General features: G+C 67.9%; 20 protein-coding genes. 12 read left to right on the plus strand and 8 right to left on the minus strand.

What is annotated here, in order from left to right:
* Positions 1 to 4: 4 nt before the first annotated feature.
* The 3 genes from GO488_RS02945 to GO488_RS02955 form a co-directional block, all read right to left on the minus strand.
* The gene (locus GO488_RS02945) at positions 5 to 2,446 is read right to left on the minus strand and encodes a type II secretion system F family protein (protein WP_162316307.1); all 2,442 of its coding nucleotides are present in this window, start codon (positions 2,444 to 2,446) and stop codon (positions 5 to 7) included.
* Between the two features lies 1 nt (position 2,447).
* Positions 2,448 to 4,070, minus strand: coding sequence for a type II/IV secretion system ATPase subunit (locus GO488_RS02950; protein WP_162316308.1), 1,623 nt, complete (start codon positions 4,068 to 4,070; stop codon positions 2,448 to 2,450).
* Between the two features lie 221 nt (positions 4,071 to 4,291).
* Positions 4,292 to 4,459 (minus strand): hypothetical protein, encoded by a 168-nt coding sequence (locus GO488_RS02955; protein WP_162316309.1) that lies wholly within the window; start codon positions 4,457 to 4,459, stop codon positions 4,292 to 4,294.
* A 429-nt stretch (positions 4,460 to 4,888) separates the two neighbouring features.
* Here GO488_RS02955 and GO488_RS02960 point away from each other — a divergent pair, with 429 nt between their 5' ends.
* Positions 4,889 to 5,095 (plus strand): hypothetical protein, encoded by a 207-nt coding sequence (locus GO488_RS02960; protein ID WP_162316310.1) that lies wholly within the window; start codon positions 4,889 to 4,891, stop codon positions 5,093 to 5,095.
* Between the two features lie 120 nt (positions 5,096 to 5,215).
* On the opposite strand, the gene GO488_RS02965 is transcribed toward GO488_RS02960, so the two are convergent.
* The gene (locus GO488_RS02965) at positions 5,216 to 5,716 is read right to left on the minus strand and encodes a TIGR04206 family protein (RefSeq protein ID WP_162316311.1); all 501 of its coding nucleotides are present in this window, start codon (positions 5,714 to 5,716) and stop codon (positions 5,216 to 5,218) included.
* A gap of 121 nt (positions 5,717 to 5,837) precedes the next feature.
* On the opposite strand from GO488_RS02965, the gene GO488_RS02970 reads away from it, so the two are divergent.
* Complete coding sequence (locus GO488_RS02970; RefSeq protein ID WP_162316312.1) at positions 5,838 to 6,263, plus strand: DUF5793 family protein; 426 nt, start codon at positions 5,838 to 5,840, stop codon at positions 6,261 to 6,263.
* Here the strand turns inward: GO488_RS02970 and GO488_RS02975 are convergent.
* Positions 6,260 to 7,042 carry an NAD-dependent protein deacylase gene (locus tag GO488_RS02975; RefSeq protein ID WP_162316313.1) on the minus strand — a complete coding sequence of 261 codons (783 nt, stop codon included), beginning with the start codon at positions 7,040 to 7,042 and terminating at the stop codon, positions 6,260 to 6,262. The two genes, GO488_RS02970 and GO488_RS02975, sit on opposite strands and share 4 nt — an antisense overlap.
* A gap of 209 nt (positions 7,043 to 7,251) precedes the next feature.
* Between GO488_RS02975 and sucC the strand changes: the two genes are divergently transcribed.
* The 4 genes from sucC to GO488_RS02995 all read left to right on the plus strand — a co-directional run bounded on the left by sucC (position 7,252) and on the right by GO488_RS02995 (position 10,916).
* The gene (gene sucC / locus GO488_RS02980; RefSeq protein WP_162316314.1) at positions 7,252 to 8,400 is read left to right on the plus strand and encodes an ADP-forming succinate--CoA ligase subunit beta; all 1,149 of its coding nucleotides are present in this window, start codon (positions 7,252 to 7,254) and stop codon (positions 8,398 to 8,400) included.
* The gene (sucD, locus tag GO488_RS02985) at positions 8,397 to 9,269 is read left to right on the plus strand and encodes a succinate--CoA ligase subunit alpha (RefSeq protein ID WP_162316315.1); all 873 of its coding nucleotides are present in this window, start codon (positions 8,397 to 8,399) and stop codon (positions 9,267 to 9,269) included. Before sucC ends, sucD begins: the two co-directional genes overlap by 4 nt.
* Before the next feature lie 228 nt (positions 9,270 to 9,497).
* Complete coding sequence (locus GO488_RS02990; RefSeq protein ID WP_162316316.1) at positions 9,498 to 10,499, plus strand: sensor histidine kinase; 1,002 nt, start codon at positions 9,498 to 9,500, stop codon at positions 10,497 to 10,499.
* 180 nt (positions 10,500 to 10,679) lie between these two features.
* The gene (locus GO488_RS02995; protein ID WP_162316317.1) at positions 10,680 to 10,916 is read left to right on the plus strand and encodes a transcriptional regulator; all 237 of its coding nucleotides are present in this window, start codon (positions 10,680 to 10,682) and stop codon (positions 10,914 to 10,916) included.
* Between the two features lie 21 nt (positions 10,917 to 10,937).
* On the opposite strand, the gene GO488_RS03000 is transcribed toward GO488_RS02995, so the two are convergent.
* A complete protein-coding gene (locus GO488_RS03000) occupies positions 10,938 to 11,375 on the minus strand; it encodes an SRPBCC family protein (protein WP_162316318.1) in 438 nt (145 codons plus the stop codon).
* Between the two features lie 60 nt (positions 11,376 to 11,435).
* Between GO488_RS03000 and GO488_RS03005 the strand changes: the two genes are divergently transcribed.
* The 4 genes from GO488_RS03005 to GO488_RS03020 all read left to right on the plus strand — a co-directional run bounded on the left by GO488_RS03005 (position 11,436) and on the right by GO488_RS03020 (position 16,377).
* Positions 11,436 to 12,338, plus strand: coding sequence for an ABC transporter ATP-binding protein (locus GO488_RS03005; protein ID WP_162316319.1), 903 nt, complete (start codon positions 11,436 to 11,438; stop codon positions 12,336 to 12,338).
* Positions 12,339 to 14,234, plus strand: coding sequence for an ABC transporter permease (locus GO488_RS03010; protein WP_162316320.1), 1,896 nt, complete (start codon positions 12,339 to 12,341; stop codon positions 14,232 to 14,234).
* Complete coding sequence (locus GO488_RS03015) at positions 14,227 to 15,315, plus strand: ABC transporter permease (RefSeq protein ID WP_162316321.1); 1,089 nt, start codon at positions 14,227 to 14,229, stop codon at positions 15,313 to 15,315. Before GO488_RS03010 ends, GO488_RS03015 begins: the two co-directional genes overlap by 8 nt.
* Positions 15,316 to 15,399: 84 nt before the next feature.
* Positions 15,400 to 16,377 carry an aldo/keto reductase gene (locus GO488_RS03020; RefSeq protein ID WP_162316322.1) on the plus strand — a complete coding sequence of 326 codons (978 nt, stop codon included), beginning with the start codon at positions 15,400 to 15,402 and terminating at the stop codon, positions 16,375 to 16,377.
* Positions 16,378 to 16,594: 217 nt separating this feature from the next.
* Here GO488_RS03020 and GO488_RS03025 read toward each other — a convergent pair whose 3' ends face one another.
* Together GO488_RS03025 and GO488_RS03030 are read right to left on the minus strand one after the other, a co-directional pair.
* Positions 16,595 to 16,876, minus strand: a complete 282-nt coding sequence (locus tag GO488_RS03025) for a DUF8145 family protein (protein WP_162316323.1) — start codon at positions 16,874 to 16,876, stop codon at positions 16,595 to 16,597.
* Positions 16,873 to 17,373, minus strand: coding sequence for a macro domain-containing protein (locus GO488_RS03030; protein WP_162316324.1), 501 nt, complete (start codon positions 17,371 to 17,373; stop codon positions 16,873 to 16,875). Before GO488_RS03030 ends, GO488_RS03025 begins: the two co-directional genes overlap by 4 nt.
* An 85-nt stretch (positions 17,374 to 17,458) precedes the next feature.
* Here GO488_RS03030 and GO488_RS03035 point away from each other — a divergent pair, with 85 nt between their 5' ends.
* Positions 17,459 to 18,154, plus strand: a complete 696-nt coding sequence (locus GO488_RS03035) for a DUF2071 domain-containing protein (protein WP_162316325.1) — start codon at positions 17,459 to 17,461, stop codon at positions 18,152 to 18,154.
* 47 nt (positions 18,155 to 18,201) lie between these two features.
* Positions 18,202 to 18,843, plus strand: a complete 642-nt coding sequence (locus GO488_RS03040) for a DUF998 domain-containing protein (RefSeq protein ID WP_162316326.1) — start codon at positions 18,202 to 18,204, stop codon at positions 18,841 to 18,843.
* Positions 18,844 to 18,869: the final 26 nt, after the last annotated feature.

Here is an 18,869-nt window from a genome sequence, read left to right on the forward strand (position 1 = left end):
CGTCTCAGCCGAGTTCCACCTCGACCGCTACCACGTCTCGCCGGCCCGACGCGGCGTACGGCCTGTCGAGTTCGCCCGGCGACCGGAAGTCGTAGCCGAGCCGCTGGTCGCCGTTCGTGTCCCGATGCGCGACGAGGACGACCGACCGGCCCTCTGCCGGAACCACGTCCAACTGGACGGTCACGTCGTCGTGCGAGCCGGGTTCGAGATAGCCCGAGACGCCGAGCACCTCGCCGTCGGCGTCGTCGGCGCGGACGACGACGAACCCTCCCGATGATAGCGACGCCTGATCGACGGTCAACTGCCCGCCCTCGACGGTCGGTTCCGTCACCGTCATCGACGCCACGGGCGAGGAGAGCAGGACAAAGGCGACGTAGGCGACGCCCAAGAGGACGGCCGCGTGTTTCGCGCCGTCCTTGAGCGTCCCCTCGCCCAACTGTCCGCCGATGAACCCGGTCAGCACCGCCTGCACGAGCGCGGTGTGGAAGAAGACCAGCGTGTACGCCGCCTTGTCGACCCGCCCGAGCCGCGCGAACTGGTCGACGCCGACGCCGAGTCGGTTCGAGGAGTCCGGCACCGGCACGGACGAGGGGAGACTGGGCACGAGCACCTCCTGCACCGCGACGATGATGACCAGAAACACCAGGAAGGAGACGTAGATGACGACGAGGTAGGTGAGCATCTCCTGTCGGCGGCGACGCCGGAGCCGGCGGTCCGCGCGGGACTGGGAGGCGGCGATTCGCAACACCGGACCGAGTTCGCTGGAGGCCCGAACCGAGTTGGTCACCAGCGCCACGACCCGCGAGATAGGGGTCGTCCGGATGCGCTGGCCGAACCGGACGAGGGCGTCGTCGGCGTTCGCGCCCATGCTGATGTCCGCCCAGATTCGGTCGAGTTCCGTCGAGAGGACGCCGACGTCGCTCCCGCGAACGCGACGGAGGCTCTCGACGAACGTCATCCCCGCCTCGTTGAGGCTCGCCAGGCGTTCGAGCAGTTCCGGCGTCGCCGCCTCGATACGCCTGATTCGGCGGGCGTAGACGGTGCGGACGACCGCGAACGAGCCCAGAACGAGGAGGACCGACTGCACGACGAGGTCGTCCAGCAACCTGACGTTTACCGTCTCGGTCTGGAACGCGGCCGGTGCGCGGACGGCGAAGAGCAGGAGAGCGACCGAGACGGCCACGTAGAGGACACGGGTGGGGTGCCAGACCAGCGACCGTATCGGCGACCGGAGCCCGCGCTTCAGCCACCTCAGCCGGTCGTAGAACCGGAGGCGGGCGACGTTGGCCCGCTCGCCGGGAACGATCCCGCCGTCGGTGAGCCCGGAGCGAGACCGCGCCGCCGTCGGCCGGCCGAACGTCGCCGTCTCGTGGTCGTCGAAACTGTCGCTCGTCCCCGAGTCGCCGATGCCGAGCGAGTCGAGTTTCTGACTCAGGTACACCATGAACCCCAGATTTCCGAGCGGGATGGCGAGGTAGGCGAGCAACTGGAGGAGCGCGAGCGTATCGGCCGTCGTCAGGCCGAACACGAGCAGTATCGTGATGAGGAACAGGACCCCGGCGACGAAGATGGTGACGTATCCCTCGGCGATGGTGGCCAGCGACTCCAGCAGGTCGGCCTGTCGCTGTTCGGCCTCCTCGTGGTGGCGCTCGTACTGGTCGCGGAGGAACGTCGAGAGCGACTGGCCGCTCTGGAGGACGCTCCCGAGGTTATCCGAGAACGTCTTGAACTGCTCGCTCGGCGTCCGCCGGGAGACGCGTTCGAGCGCCGTGATCACGTCCCGGCCGAACAGGTCCATCTCGCGGACCGCGACGCTGATCTCCCGGGCCGTGTCGCCGTAGATCTCGTCGTTGCGAGCGAGGACGCCCATCACGGCCGGGAACGACATCCCGCCCCGGGAGAGCGCGTACATGAACGCGATGGTGCGAGCCATCCCCTCGTCGATGTTTCGCTGGCGCACCTCCGCGGTGCTCTTGGGCATCTCCCAGCGCATCGCGTAGGTCAGTCCCGCGATGAAGACGCCGAAGAACACCCCGCCGGCGACGAGAATAGCGAGCGTCTGCGTCGGGCTCAGGACCAACTCGAATCCGACGAGTCCAACCGCGCCGGTTATCGTCCGCGGCAGGCCCATCGATAGCTCGACCAGCGTCGGGACCAGCAAGAGGAACCCGCCGACGGTGTAGGCCCCCGCGATCGCGCCGCCGACGGCGGCCAGTCCCGTGAACAGGAGCGTCCGCGCGGCGTAGCCGCGGTAGGTGCGGCCGACGTAGGCGGCCTCCAGTTGGCGCTCGCGTTCCGGCGACGACCGGACGTACCGGCCGAACAGCCGGCGTGCGATACGCGTCAGTCGGTCGTCGACCCCCTCGTGGACCATCCCGAGGCCGACGAGCGCGAGGACGGCGACGACGACGGCGAGCGGTGCCAGCCCGAGCGGGTTCAGCGCCATGTCAGACCGTCACGTCGTCCCCGATGCGGGCCAGGACTTCGTCCTTGTCCGCGTAGTACTTGTTCACCATCGCCGTGAACTGGCGGAAGTCGTCGACGCCCTCCCGCTGGAGATACCTGAGGAAGCGCTGTCGGTCGTTCATCTCGCGGAGGAGCTCCGAGCGCTTCCACCCTCGCTCTTCTCGGATCTCGTCTAAGAGGTCGCTGTTGCGCTCCTCGAAGCGGTCCTCGGTCGGCTGCCAGGAGTACGTGTTCGAGTAGTCGAGCTCGCCCGTCCGCTGGTCGATGCCCTCGATCTCGGCCAGCGTCTTCGCCCGGCGGACCCGCTCGTCGCCCGAGCGCCCGAGCACCTGCACGCAGAGGATGTCCAGGCTCTGGACCATCGGGCGCGGGACGTTGATGGGCTCGTTCTCCAGCCGGTTGATGACCGTCTGCACCGAGTCGGCGTGCATCGTCGAGAACGTCGTGTGGCCGGTGTTCATCGCCTGGAACAGCGTGATGGCCTCCTCGCCGCGGACCTCGCCGACGACGATGTACTCCGGCCGGTGGCGGAGCGCCGACCGCAGGAGGTCGTACATCGTGATGTCCGAGTCGTCCAGTCGCTCCCGCGTCACCGACGAGAGCCAGTTGTCGTGATACAGCGACAGCTCGCGGGTGTCCTCGATGGTCAGCACCTTCGAGCGCGGCGGGATGAACATCGCCAGCGCGTTCATCGAGGTGGTCTTCCCCGCGGCCGTCCCGCCGGCGAAGACCAGCGACTTGTTGGACTCGATGGCGAGCCAGAGGTACGCGAGCATCTCCAGCGAGAACGTCCCGTGGTTCAGCAGGTCGATGGGGGTGAACGGCTCGTCGGCGTACTGCCGGATCGTGAACGCCGACCCGCGAGGGGTGACCTCCTCGCCGAGGGCGAGTTCGATGCGCGACCCGTCCGGCAGCGTCGTCGAGACGACCGGGTCCGAGACGGAGACGTGTCGCCCGGACCGCTGGGCGAGTTGCACGACGAAGTCGTTCAGTTCCGTCTCGCCGAAGACGACGTTGGACGCGATGTCGGTGTACTCGTCGTGATAGACGAACACCGGGAGGTTCGGGCCGTCACAGGAGACGTCCTCGATGGCGGGGTCGTGCAACAGCGGGTCGATGTGACCGTAGCCCAGAAACGAGCGATAGAGGTAGTAAAAGAGGCGGTAGAACGTTTCGACCTCGACGACGACACCGTACTCCTCCAGTCTGCGGCGCACCTCCGCCGCGAGCGCGCCCTCGGGGTCGTCCTCGACGTCCTCGCGGTAGATGAGCGGCCCGCGAACGTCCTCGAAGAGGCGGTCGAGCAGTTCTGCTTCGACGTCGGTCAGCGAGGGCTCGACGACGTGGTAGCGGTGCTCGTCGGTCTCGGGGTCGCGGTTGATGGAGACGAACGCGAAGGGCGCGTTGAGCCAGTAGCGCTCAACTTCCTCGTAGCCCGCCAGCCCGTCGAACGCCACCAGGCTATCGTGGCGGGCGGGATCGTAGTTCGATTCGGGCACCGCCGATCCGGACAGCAGCGTCGCCGTTCGAGAGAACCACGCCCGTATCGCGTCCAGCGGGTCGGTCGGGGCGTCGCCGGCGTCGGGGGAGTCGGAATCGGACATCGGTGGCGGAAGGCGGAGGCGTCGACGCCCCCAGGTTACCTGCGATTTCGCAGCCACCTACTTAAAATTCGCTCGCCAGTTCTCAGTCTTCGTACTCGGCTCTTCAGATTGCGGAACTGTCGGTAGTCGCTGGTTCCGCAACACCCTTACTACTGGCTTTGTTGGAATTTTCCGCAGATGATAGAGTCTGGATAGTGTGGTCAATATCGTGGAGAGAGGTATCACTCCGCTCTCCCTGGAAACAGCCCTGACAGCACGACGGCGGTGCCTGCCAGTCCGAACAGGAAACCCACCAATGGAAACGGGTACACTCCCTCGAAGAACACAACGAGAAGCAACCCGACGAGCGTCATCTGTATACCGAGAATCCCCGATTCTATTGTATTCACACCCTCATGTGTTCGTTGAGACCTCAAAATACTCCGGTCGGTACGCACCCCTAACTAACGACTATATACGTAGAAATCAAACCGAATAATAGAACCTCAATAGAGCCTTGTCACTATATTCGGATTTAAACCGGCGCAATCTCCCTTCACGAGCGGTTGTCTCGTTCGATCGCCGACAAAGAAGGCTACCGATGTCGGGCCGTTACCGCCCTCGAGAGCGTGTAGAGCAACGCCGTAAGCAGAGTCGTATATCGAACGACTGCCAAGAGCGTACTTTCGATCGCATAGAGTAGTTCGATAGCAAACCCATCGACGAGGAGAGCGAACAGGTGGGCGAGGAGAAACTCGACCAGAACGATGGTCCCGATACGCGCGCTCTCGGCGGTTATGGCAAAAGAATTAAATAAACAGTATTGATAAATCGTGGCCTTGGCCCGAGCAACGAGCGGGATCGTAACCCTCCTTTTGCTGGTCGCGGGAGCGGGCATCTCCTTCAAAGTAGGAGTTCCGCTGATCCGATCGTTCCTCGGCGGTGATCTCCCCGATTGGATCGCGATTCCCCTGCTCATCGTCGGAATTATGACTGTCGTCGCCAGGCTGTTCTTCGTTCTCTCCCTCGTCGGATTGGTACTCTAACGGTCGGCTCGACTCGAAGACGCGCCTTTTCGAGCGGGATGGACGAGTCGGATGTAGCGCCGCCTTCGACTCGTTGCTAACTGGTGAAACCGGGTCGCCACCTACCGGTGCGGCTACCACTCAAGTGCGGTCGATGGTGAGAAGCAGGTACGCGAAGACGGCGGCGACGGCCGCGCCGACGGGGAGCGTCACGCCGGGGAAATAGCGGAAGAACAGCGCCGTCGCCGCGAGCGTGAGGAGGGCGACCAGTCCGAGCAACACGCCGAAGAGGCGAACCGGGTCGGCGGGCAGCGCCGCGGCAATCCGCTCCTCCTCGAAGTAGTAGTAGAGGCTGAGCGCGAACGGGAACGCGAACGCGACGAGGGCGGCGAAGCCGAGGTCGCCGGCCAGCGAGAGTTCGGCGGCCGACTGGAAGTCGGCGACCTGCCACGCCCAGAGGAAGGGGCGCTCGTTCGGGAGCGTCGCGCCGAAGATGAACTGAAACCGGAAGGGGAGAAACCGGAGCGCCACGACGGTCAGCCCCGACACCTCGAAGACCGAGGCCGACCACGGCGCGAGCGCGACCAGCCACGTCGAGAGAACGGCAAGTTCGCCAGCGTACTCGGATTTGACCCACGCCATCCTGTCACCAGCACCGACAGGCACCGGGTAAAAGCTACCGGAAAGACGGTGCTAAGAGCGTTGCGGTGCTGCCGTCGCCGTTACGTTCATTGCGACGGACTACCAACCCTCACGTAGCCGAATGAGGCGCGACCACTTCACCGTCGACGTAGAGAGCGAGCACGACGGCACTCCGACCATCAGTATCGACTACGACGGCCCGGCGGACGGCCTTCGCGAGCGCCTCACGACAGGGACAGACGGCACGCTCGACGCGGGCGAGATCGACGTCGTCTTCCGCCGACAGGCCGACAGCGACGGCGGCGTCCTCTCGCTGACGAACCGCCTGACCGGCGAGTTCGTCCTCGAAGTGCCCGCGGACACGGACGACGTGACGGCGCTCGTCAGCGCCGCGGAGGGCCGCGAGGACGACGGCCGGTACGAGGTCAGGCTCACCGACAGCGACGGCGAGTCGCTGGTCTACGAGAAGCGGACGCTGCTCGTCTACGACCACGACGGCAGTCTGCTCCGCCAGCGGAGTCTCATCCCCGGCGGCGTCGAACTCTAGGGCGAGAGCCGCGATTCGACCGCCGGCAACACCTCGGTCACGTCCGCGCGGAGGACCCACTCCGCGGCGTCGTCTTTCGGCGTCTCCTCGTAGTTCACGACGGCGAGCGCCGCGTCCGACTGAGTGGCTATATCGGGTAGCATCGCCGCCGGATCGACCGACAGCGACGACCCGACGGCGAGGAACACGTCGCTCTCGCGGGCGAGTCGCTGTGCCTCGTCCATCGCCGCGTCCGGCAGGGCTTCGCCGAACAGCACCACGTCGGGGCGGTAAACGCCCCCGCAGTCACAGCGGGGCGGCACCTCGCCGTCGGCGGCGCGGTCGAAGGCCTCGTCGGCGGGCAGTCGGTCGCCGCAGTCGTCACAGCGGACCCGGCGGTGGGTCCCGTGGAGCTCGACCGCGCGGTCGCTCCCCGCATCGTCGTGGAGGCCGTCGACGTTCTGCGTGAGCACGGCGTCGAGGTCGCCCGCCGCCTCCATCTCGGCGAGGGCGACGTGCGCCGCGTTCGGCTCCGGATCGAGACCGCCGTATAGCTCGTCCCGGAGGTCGAGTCGGTCGCGCCAGAACCCCTCCGGGTCGGCGTCGAGTCGCCGTCGGTGGAAGGCCATCGGATCGAAGCGGTCCCAGACGCCGTCCTCGCCGCGAAACGACGGAATGCCCGAGGCCGTCGAGACGCCCGCGCCGGTCAACGCGACCACGCTGTCGGCGTCGTCGATCGCGTCGGCGACGGCGTCGAGGCGTGGTTCGGAGACACCGACTCCGTCGGCGTGTTCGTCCATACGTGCGGGCACGGGCCGACGAAGTAAAGTTCGCGCGGTCGGAGCGGACGCCGAACCGCCGCGACTTCCCTGCGTCGAGGTCACGTATCGAATCGTCCACGTCACGAAGAAATTCTTCGACGTTCGGAGACGCCTCGACGGGCGAGGTTCCGGCGGGGCGAACCGATACAGACGGATTTAAACCGCCACCGCACCGCACTCCGCATGACATGCGATTACATGAGTATCAGGCGAAGCAGGTCTTCGCCGACGCGGGAGTCCCCACGCCCGCAGCGAAACTGGCCGAGACAGTCGACGAGGCCGTCGATGCGGCCGAGGAGATCGGCTATCCGGTCGCTATCAAGGCACAGGTTCACGTCGGCGGCCGCGGGAAGGCCGGCGGCATCAAACTGGTCGAGAGCGAGGAGGAGGCCCGCGAGGCCGCCGAGGACATCATCGGGATGGACCTCAAGGGCTACCACGTCTCGCGCGTGCTCGTCGAGGAGGCCGTCGACTTCGTCAACGAACTGTACGTCGGCGTGACGATGGACCGCGGCGAGGGCAAGCCGGTCGCCATGGTCTCGACGAAGGGCGGCGTCAACATCGAGGAAGTGGCCGAGGAGGACCCCGACGCCATCGCCCGCGAGCACATCGACCCCGCCTTCGGGATGCATCCGTTCCAAGCCCGGAAAGTCGTCTACGAGGCCGGCGTCGACCGCGACGTGGCCAACGACGTGGCCTCGGTGCTGACGACGCTCTACCGGCTCTGGGACGACCGCGACGGCAGCGACGTCGAGGTCAACCCGCTGATGATCACGAGCGACGACGAGGTCATCGCCGCCGACGCCGTGATGAACGTCGACGACGACGCCCTGTTCCGGCAGCCCGAGATCGCGGAGATGAGCGAGGAGGCCGCCGAGGGCGACGAACTCGAACAGAAGGCCGACGAGTACGACTTCGACTACGTCCGCCTGTCGGGCAACGTCGGCATCATCGGCAACGGCGCGGGCCTCGTGATGACGACGCTCGACCTCGTCGACCACTACGGCGGCTCGCCCGCCAACTTCCTCGACGTGGGCGGCGGCGCGAAGGCCGACCGCATCGCCAACGCGCTCGACATGGTGTTCTCCGACGAGAACGTCGACTCTGTCGTCTTCAACATCTTCGGCGGCATCACCCGCGGTGACGAGGTGGCACAGGGTATCAATCAGGCCCTCGAACAGTTCGACGAGATTCCCAAACCCGTCGTCGTCCGCCTGGCGGGGACGAACGCCGAGGAGGGGATGGAGATCCTGAACGAGGACCTCGTGACGGTCGAGCACACGCTGGAGGACGCCGTCCAGCGTGCGGTCAACTACGCCGAGGAGGTCGAACAATGAGCATTCTAGTCGACGAAGACACGCGCGTCGTGGTGCAGGGTATCACCGGTGGGGAAGGGAAGTTCCACACCGAGCAGATGATGGAGTACGGGACCAACGTCGTTGCCGGTGCCGTCCCCGGTCGAGGCGGGCAGGAAGTCGCCGGCGTGCCGGTCTACGACACGGTCCAGCAGGCCGCCCGCGAGGAGGACGCCAACGCCTCCGTCGTGTTCGTGCCGCCCGCGTTCGCGGCCGACGCCTGCTTCGAGGCGCTGGACGCGAAGGGGCTGGACCTCGTCGTCGCCATCACCGAGGGCGTCCCGACCCAGGACATGGCTCGGGTCTACCGCAAACTGCAGGAGACGGACACGCACCTCATCGGACCGAACTGCCCCGGTCTCATCACGCCCGGCGTCGCCAAGCTCGGCATCCTGCCGGGGAACATCTTCTCCTCGGGTAACGTCGGACTCGTCTCGCGGTCGGGGACGCTGACCTACCAGGTCGTCGACAACCTCACCGAGCGCGGGCTGGGCCAGTCCACCGCCGTCGGCATCGGCGGGGACCCGATCATCGGAACGGATTTCATCGACGCGCTGGAACTGTTCGAGAACGACCCCGAGACCCACGCCGTCGCGATGTGCGGCGAGATCGGCGGTGAGGACGAGGAGGAGGCCGCCCGCTACATCGGCGAGCACATGGACACGCCGGTCGTCGGCTTCATCGCCGGCCGCACGGCCCCGCCGGGCAAGCGCATGGGTCACGCCGGCGCGATCGTCTCCGGGAGCGGCACCGGCACCGCCGAGTCGAAGATCAACGCGTTGGAAGACAACGGCGTCCCGGTCGGCGACACGCCCGAAGAGGTCGCGGACCACGTCGAAGACCTGCTGTAACGCCGAAACTCTATATCTCTCCCGTTTTTTACTGGCGAGGTGAATAGGAGCCGAACGGGGCTCGATAGACGAACGAAGTGAGTCTATCGGCGTCCCGGTCGGCGACACGCCCGAGGAAGTCGCGGACCACGTCGAAGACCTGCTGTAACACGGCGCTTCCGACACGTCCCCTCTCGGAATCCGCTGTAACCCGCCCTTTCTTATCCTCGCTTTTCGTACGTGCGCTGAATGACCGAGCAGGGGACTCCGTGGACCGTCGTACTGACCGGGCAGGAATCGGGAAGCACGGCCGAGTTACCGACGGCGATGGGTGAGTTCGACGACCTGCGCACGGAGCGCGTCGACGGCGAGGGGCTCCTCGACCGACTCGACTCGGGCGGCGTCGGCGCGGTCGTCGTCGGCGATGCGCCGCCGGCACAGGACGCCGTCGAGACGCTCGACCGCGTCCGCGAACACGGCGCGTCGCTGCCGGTAGTGGCGGTCGGGACGGACGCGGACGCGGAACGGATCGAGACGGCGCTATCCGCCGGCGTCAGCGACTACGTCCGCTGGCGCGACGAGGACAGCGCCGGTGAACTGGCCGCTCGGCTCCGAGCGCTCCGCACGACCCCCTCGCGCGACGGCGTGGCGGCGGCCGACCGCTGGGAGCGTATCGTCAGAGGCGTCGCACACGACGCGAAGAACCCGTTGAACGTCGTCAGCGGCCGGCTCGAGCTGCTCGACGTCGAGGAGACGCACCGAGACGCGATGACGCGCTCGGTCGGCCGCGTCGAGACGCTGCTGGACGAACTCCGAGCGGTCGCGATCGCCTCGGGGCCGGTCGACCACGTCGAGTCCGTCGCCCTCGCCGACGCGGCCAGACAGGTGTGGGCCGGGATGGACGCGAGCGAGGCGACGCTGCGCGTCGAGACGGGCGGGAGCGTCGAGGCCGACCCCGACTCGCTCCGGCTCGTCTTCGAACGCCTCTTCGAGAACGCCCTCGTCCACGCCGGTCCCGACGTAACCGTCACGGTCGGCGACGCCGACGGCGGCTTCTTCGTCGCCGACGACGGCCCCGGAATCCCCCCGGAGGACCGCGGCGAGACGCTCGAACAGGGATACAGCACGGTCCCGGGGAACGAGGGCTACGGCCTGTTCGTCGCCGCTCGGGTGGCGGCCGAACACGGGTGGACGCTCGACCTCGCCGAGAGCGAGGCGGGCGGGGTGCGCGTCGAAGTGACTGTCCGCTGAGAAGTGCGTCGGTAAGACCGCCTGAACCGGGTCGCCGCTCGCCCGTCGACCGGCGAAACCGGAGCGAATAAATGGACAGATGAGCGGAAAACCGCCGGACGTGACGGTTTTCAGTCGGAACGAACCGGGTGACGTGAACGTTCCGGTGTAGCTATAAGGCCAGAATATGAACGTTCGCATATGCCCCACACCTGCCGGAACTGCAAGCGGACGTTCAGCACGGAGCTCGAACTCGAACTCCACCTCGACACCTGTTCGGACGGGCAGCTGTACTGCGACGACTGCGGCGACCGGTTCGCCGAGCGAGCGGCCACAGAGGACGGCTGGCACTATCGCTGCCCGAACGAGGACTGCGACGGGAGCGGCATTGACGACGACATCCACCGCGTATCGGACGCGCGCATCGTCGAACAGTAAGCTCGGTCGCGGCGAACCGAGTCATTCGCCGCCGCGGTCCGCCTCTGCGATGTCGGCCAGCCGAGCGCACGCCCGGGCGCAGACCGGCGCGTAGCCGGCGGCGAGTACGGGGAGTTCGAACCCGACGACGGAGCCGCCGGGGTGCGGATCGACGAAGTGACCGGTCGCGGGGACGCGCGCGACGGTCCACGTCCACCGATAGTTCTCACAGGTCTCGATCTCGAAGGGGAGCCAGAAGCCGCCGACGACTCTGACGCGTCCGGTCGTTCCGGCCCGAACGTATCGGTCGTCGCAGTCGACGGCGGTTATCGAGGGCCCCCACTCCGGCCACCGCTCGGTATCCGTCAGCGCCCGCCAGACCGCCTCGACCGGCGCGTCGACGACCCGTCGGACGACGAGGCGGCGTCCGTCCGGCGTCGCCGTCAGTTCCACTTCGGTATCTCCCAGCGAGCACGCCATTATCAGACGAGATAGGACGGGACCAAGGTATAGGTTGGTCCGGTCACAACCGCCGGCAAGATGATAGAGGCCCGCGATTTACGGAAGGAGTACGGCGACTTCGTCGCCGTGAAGGGGAGTACGTTCTCGGTGGGGAGCGGCGAGGTGTTCGGCGTCATCGGCCCGAACGGGGCCGGGAAGACGACGACGCTGAAGATGCTCGCCGGCCTGCTGGAACCGACGGCCGGCGACGCGGAGATCGCCGGTCTCGACGCCGAGACGACGGAGATGCGCGAACGACTCGGCTTCCTGCCCGAGGAGTCGCCGCTGTACGAGGAGATGACGCCCGTCTCGTACCTCTCGTTCTTCGCGGACCTCTACGACGTGCCCGGCGACGTCGCCGAGGAGCGGCTGCACGAGACGCTCGACGAGCTGGAGTTGGAACACCGCGACCGGAAACTCGGCGACATGTCGAAGGGGATGAAACGGAAGGTGGCCATCGCCCGCTCGCTCATCAACGACCCGGACGTGCTGATCTACGACGAGCCCGCGTCCGGACTGGACCCGCTGACGACGAACTACGTCATCGAGTTCACCGAACAGCTAGCGAGGGAGGGGAAGACCATCGTCTTCTCGGCGCACAACCTCTATCACGTCGAGTCTATCTGCGACCGCGTCGCCATCATGAACGAGGGGGAGATCGTCGCCCGCGGGGACCTCGATACCCTGCAGGCCGACTACGGCGAGACGCGCTACCACGTCTACACGACCGTCGAAGTGCCGGACGCGGCGAAGGAGAACGGCCACTACCACCGCGTCGTCGAGAGTATGGACGCCGTCGAGGAAACTCGCGGCGCGGCCGAGTCCGCGGGCGGAGCGGTCGTCGACATCCGCACCGAGGAGTCGAGTCTGGAGGACGTGTTCCTCAACGTCGCGGAGTCGGGGACGACCGGGAGTCGCTACGTCGGGGAGGACGCGGCGTAGATGCAGTGGCGGAAGGTCCTGCGCGTCGCGCGCTGGGAAGTCACGAAGAACGCGGGCGGCGTGGACAGGCGAACTGTCGCTGTCATGGCCCTCGCCATCGTCTCGATGGGCGCGGTCGCCGGCCTCTCCGTCGCCGGCGGCACGACGGGACTGGACGCCGGTATCTACCGCGTCGGCGTCGAGGAGTCGAGCCCGTACTACGGCGTCGCGGCCGACGACGGTAGCTTCCGCGTCCAGAACCCCGACCCGCGGGCCGTCCGTCGGGGTGAACAGGAACTGGCCTTCGACGGGACCCGGCGCGTAACCGAGATCCGCTCGGCGAAACAGGCCGCCGCGCTCACGGCGTTGCGCGACAGCACCGAGCGGTACAACGACCGGCGACTCGCCCGCGACGACAACCGGACGGCGGCGTTCCCGGTGGCCGTGACGCTCGTCTACGCCGAGCAGGACGGCGTCGAATCGCTCGACAGCGGCGGTTCGACCGGCGGGGTCGGTGACGGTGGTGCTGACGACGGTGGCACCGGTGACGGCGACGGTGGTACCGGTGACGGCGGTACGAACGCCGGCGAGAGCGCCGACGGCGGCGCGGGAACCGGCGGCAGTGCGGGAACTGGCGACGGCGCGGCCGGCGGTGGCGGCGCGAACCTCGGCGGGCTCGGCGCGCGGCTGACCGGCGACGTGCAGGGCGGAACGCCCTCGGACATCTCGCCGCCGTTCCCCTTCGAGTCGCTGGTGCTCGCCTTCCTCTACATCGTCCCGATGAACTTCGTCATCCAGGCGTACGGGTCGTCGATGCTCTCCGAGCGGTTGAACCGCCGGGGCGAACTGCTGTTGGTGACGCCGGCCTCGCGCGGCGACATCGTCACGGGCAAGACGCTGCCGTACTTCCTCGGCGCGATGGCCGTCGCCACGGCCATCACGGCGACGCTGTTCGCGACCGGAATCGCGCCGAGCGCGAGTCCGATCGCCGTGCTCGCGGTGTTACCCATCCCCCTGCTCTTCCTCGCGGCGACGTTCTGCGGCGCGATGTTCGCCCGGTCGTTCAAGGAACTCACGTTCGTCACGGTGACGATAACCGTCTCGCTGACCTCCTACGCGTTCGTGCCGGCCATCTTCACCGACGTGACGCCCATCGCGCTCATCTCGCCGCTGACGCTCGTCGTGATGGACCTCACCGGCCAGTCGGTGGGCCTCGCGGAATTCGCGTTCTCGACGGTGCCGCCGCTGCTGACCGCGCTTGTGCTGTTCGGTCTCGGTGCGGGCCTCTACCGCGAGGAGGACATGTTCACCCAGCGCCCGATCCCGCTGAAGGTGCTCGACTCGCTCTCGGGGCGCATCGCCTCGCGGAAGAGCGCGGCGAAGATGAGCGCCGTCCTGCTTCCGTTCGTCGTCGTCGCCGAGTTGACCGCCGTCGCGTTCCTGTTCGTCCTCGATTCGGTCTCGCTGAACGTCTTCGGGACGAACCAGACGCTCGGGATCGTGCTCGTGCTCCTCGTCGTCGCACTCATCGAGGAGGTGGCGAAGAGCCTCCACGTCTACGCGGGCTACGTCAACGCTCGGTACGAGCGCACGCTTCGCTCCGCTATCGGCCTCGGCGCGCTCTCGGGACTGGGCTTCTTCGTCGCCGAGAAGGGGCTGCTCATCGCGCGCCTCTCGAACTTAGAGGGGCTGCCGATCGGCAACGCCGCCCTGCAGGGCGCGACGCCGCCCGCGGGCGTCCCGCTCTGGCTGGTCGCGCTCCTCTTCCTGCTCGCGCCGCTCGCGCTGCACGCGGTGACGGCGGCCATCTCCTCGGTCGGTGCCCAGCGGGGCCGGACCGCGTACGTCGCCGGTATCGGGGTGGCCGTCCTCGTCCACTTCGCCTACAACCTCACGGTGGTGACCGCCCTTGTCTGAGGACCGCCCGTGGTACCGCGACCCGCGACTGGTCGTCGCTCGTCGGGACGTGGCCTCGCTCTCCCGCGAGAAGACGATCGTCCTCGCGCTGCTCATCCAGCTCTTCGTCGCGGCGTTCTCCTCCTTTCTCGTCGTCGGCCTCACGTCGCTGTACGACCCCGGCTCCGTCTCGACGGGCGAGGTGGAGATGGCCGTCACCGGCGACGCGCACGAGGAGCTACTGGACGCGGCGCGCGAACAGGAGGGATCGAACGCGGTCCACTACGAGAACCCCACCGAGGCCGAACTGGCGTTTCGGGAGGGTCGCGTCGACGCGCTGCTGCGGGTCGACTACGTCGAGAGCGCCGGGGGCGGCGGCCAGCGCGTCGCCGTCACGGCGCGCGTCCCCGAGGGGTCGATCCGCTCGACGCTCATCGTCGTCGAGGTGCGCCGCGTGCTGAACACGCTCGAACGACAGGTGCGGGCCGACAGGGTCGAGTCACTCGACGAACCGCCGGTCCCGCTCCCGTCCGAAGTCGCCGCCAGCCCGTACTTCGGCTTCACCTACACCGTGTTGATTCCGCTGTTGCTCTTCCTCCCGCCGTTCATCAGCGGGTCGGTGGCCGTCGACACCGTCACCGAGGAAATGGAGCGCGGGACGCTCGAACTGCTGCGCGTTGCGCCGGTGTCGCTCGTCGACATCGTCGACGGGAAGGCGCTCGGCATGGTGCTCATCGCGCCGTTGCAGGCGCTGCTGTGGGTGGCGCTGCTCGCGGCGAACGGTATCCCGGTGGCCAACGTCTCGCTGTTGCTCCTGTTCGTCACCGCCGTCGCGGCGGCGGTCGTCACGCTCGGTGTCACGCTCGGCGTGTCGATGCGGCGTCGCCGCCCCGCGCAACTGCTGTACTCCGTGCTGACCCTCGTCGTGTTCGGCGCGGCGGTGGTCCTCCCCGAGCACCCGACGACGACGGTGGCGAAACTGGCCGTCGACAGCCCGACGCTGTCGACCTACGGCCACGTCTTCGGGAGCGTCGCGCTGGCCGTCGCGGCCTACGCGGTGGCCCGGCGCTACGTCGCGGGCGTGAACGCCGACGCGCTCTGACGCTCTCCGTCACGGTCCGAGCACCCGCGTCCCGTCTGTCCCGTCCGCCGCGGCACTTTTGCCGCCGGCGCTCGGCCGTTCGCTATGGAGTACACCACCCTCGGCTCCACCGGCACGGAGGTCAGCCGCCTCTGTCTGGGCTGTATGAGCTTCGGCACCTCGGAGTGGCGCGACTGGGTCTTGGACGAACCCGAGAGCCGCGACATCATCGAGCGGGCCATCGACCTCGGCATCAACTTCTTCGACACCGCGAACATGTACTCGCGGGGGGAATCCGAGCGCGTCCTCGGCAACGTCCTCGCGGACTACGAGCGCGATTCGGCCGTCGTCGCCACGAAGGGGTACTTTCAGATGGACGACAGCAACCCCAACTCCGGCGGGCTCTCCCGGAAGGCCTTAGAGCAGGAGCTCTCGAACTCGCTGGAGCGGCTCGACATGGACACGGTCGACCTCTATCAGATCCACCGCTGGGACTACGACACGCCGGTCGAGGAGACGCTTCGCACCCTCGACGACGCGGTGCGGCGCGGCGACATCCGCTATCCCGGCGCGTCCTCGATGTGGGCCCACCAGTTCGCCGACTCGCTGCGGGTGAGCGAGCGGGAGCGCCTCGAACGGTTCGAGACGATGCAGAACCACTACAACCTCCTGTACCGTGAGGAAGAGCGGGAGATGCTCCCGCTGTGCGACAGAGAGGGCGTCGGCGTGATGCCGTGGAGCCCGCTGGCGCGGGGTTACCTCACGCGACCCCACGAGGAGTTCGAGGCGACCACGCGCGGCCAGTCGGACGACTACGCCCGCGAGCACCCGTACTTCGAGGGCGGCGGCCGCGAGGTGAACGAGCGCGTCCAGGAACTCGCCGACGAGCTCGACGCCACGATGGCGCAGGTCGCGTTGGCGTGGCTCCTCCATAAGGAGTGGGTCGACACGCCGATCATCGGCACCACGAGCGTCGAGCACTTAGAGCAGGCCGTCGAGGCGCTGGACATCGATCTCGATTCGAGCGACGTGGCGTGGCTGGAGGAGCCCTACGAGGCTGTGCGGGTTTCGGGGCACGAATAGGGAGACTCCGAGCGGAGCGAGGAGTCTCCGAAAGTATGAGCGGGAGCGCAGCGACCCGCGAATAGCGAGGGGCGCGACCAACGGGAGCGGCCCTCGGCGGAGCGGTGACCGCAGGGAACCGCGGAGCAGTAGCGAGGGTCCGAACGGAGTGAGGACCCTCGATAAAGCGCAGCGGGGAACGAAGTGACCCGTGAGCAGGCGACCGCTCGAAGCGATCTCAGGGAACCCGCCCGCCCGGCGTGCCGGGCTGCCCGGTCTCGGCCTGTTCGTGCGTGTGATGGAAGAAGCGGACCAGCGGGGCCCCCGCGTCGTCGCTGACCGGCTGGAAGCAGACGCGCTGGAACCGGTCGTTGTCCAGCAGGTTCACCATCACGCCCTCGTCGTGGACGGAGACCGACTCGAAATCGGCACCGCAGACCGGGCAGACGACCGGCCGGTCGACGTCCGTATCGCCGCCGTTGCCCGGCCGGTCGTCTCTCTCCCGATCGCCGTCGCTCACCCGCGCACCTCGCCGGCAATTCGGCGTATCGTCTCGTAGTCGGTGTCGTCGTACGCGATGAGCCGCACGTCGGAGAGCGATTCGGGTTCGAACGCGGCGATCTCCTCGCAGATGATTCGGACGCCGGACTCGAAGTCGAAGCCGGCGATGCCACAGCCGATCGCGGGGAGGACGACCGACTCACAGCCCAGCGCGTCGGCCTCCGCGAGCGCGTTCCGCGTCGCGTCGCGGATGCTCTCGCCCGTCGACTGGCCGCCGGGCGGCATCGCGGCGGCGTGGACGACGTACTCCGCGTCCAGCTCGTACGCGTCGGTCGTGGCGACGCCGCCGAGGTCGACCGGACCCTTGCTGACGGCCTCTTTGTCGAGGCCGCCCCCCGCCGCGCGCTTGAGCGCGCCGGCGACGCCCGACCCCATCCGGAGGCTCGTGTTCGCGGCGTTGACGAGTGCGTCCGCCGACTGTGCGGCGATATCGCCCTGGATCACCTCGAACTCCATGTCCGGGTGTGGGACCGACTCCACCATAGAGTTACGGGCCGCGAGGCCCGGCAGACTGATTGTCTCGGCGCGCCGAGTTCGCCCCGTGCTCTCGGTGACGCCGCTCTCCGCGACCGTGACTGACGCCTGCTTCTGTCACTGGCCGGTCGAGGCCGACGCCCTCTCGCGGTCGCTCCCCGACTGGCTCGCCGTCGAGACGGCGGACGGCGACGCGTGGGTCACGGCGCTCGCCCACACCGTCAGCGGGGTCGAGTCCTTCGGCGTCGAGTTGGTCGGACCGGCCCACGCGGTCAACGTCAGAACCTACGTTCGCGGCCCGAACGGCCAGCGCGGCGTCCGCTTCCTCGCGCTGTTCACTGACGACGCGTTCGCGACCGCGGCGGCCGCCCCGACGCTCCGCCTCCCGTACCGCGACGGCGTGCTCACTCACGAGACGAGCGGCGGCGAGTTCCGCTCGCGGCGGACCCTCGACGTGGACGGTCGTCGGGCGCTCGATCTCCGCTACGCGCCGAGCGACGGCGAGGCGACGACGGCTCCGCCGGACTCGCTCGCCTCGTTCCTCGTCGAGCGCCAGCGGTACTTCACGACGGACCCCTTCGGCACTCGTCTCGTCGGAAGCGTGGGCCACGACCCGTGGCCGCTCCGAACCGTCGACGCCGATGTGAGCGGATCGCTGTTGCGGACGCTCGGCCTGCCGAACCCGGCGGGCGACCCGCTGTTTCACTACAGCCCCGGCACCGAGTTCGCCCTCGCACCGCCACGGCCGCTGTGGCTGGACTGAGTGTTTCCAGAACGCTTACAACTGACCGGGCGTGGATAGTTGACACAGTGAGCGAACTGGACGGGAGTTTGGAGGAATTCGGCGGGTGGGCCGGCGTCGCGTCGGTGGTCTCGACCAACGCCGCTATCGCCGGGGCGACCCTCGCATCGCCGTCCTTCGCGTGGGGCGACCACGCGCTGTCGAACCTCGGGCAACCCGGCGACCCCGTGGCGACGCCGGTGACGACGCTGCTGTTCGACGGCGGCCTCGTCCTCGGCGGACTCGTCGGGCTGCTGTTTTCCTACGCGCTCTGGACCGGCAGCACGAACCTCGTGGAACGCCTCGCCGCGCTTCCCCTCTGCGTCGCGTTGCTGGGGATGGTCGGCGTCGGCGTCTTCCCGTACACGCAGCCCCTTCACGGCCCGGCAGCGATCACGCTCTATCTCGCGTCGATGGTAGCGATGGCCGTCTACGCCGTCGGCAACGCGCTCGCCGGCGCGACCGAGCGAGCCGCGGGAACCGTCGCGCTGGTGGCGCTCCACGTCGGCGTCTGGTGGTGGTGGCTCTCGGGCGGCGGGCTGTCCCGCGGCGGGCTCGCGATCCCCGAACTGCTCGGCTCGCTGCTGTTCAGCGCGTGGGTGCTCTGGACCTCCCGCTGGCACCTCCGCGGCGCGCGGGCCGACGGGCGCGACGCCCAGTTTCAGCGATGATTTCGGGGACCGAACAGCTAAGAGAG

This window comes from Haloarcula limicola (genome assembly GCF_010119205.1).
GTDB classification, from domain to species: Archaea; Halobacteriota; Halobacteria; order Halobacteriales; family Haloarculaceae; genus Haloarcula; species Haloarcula limicola.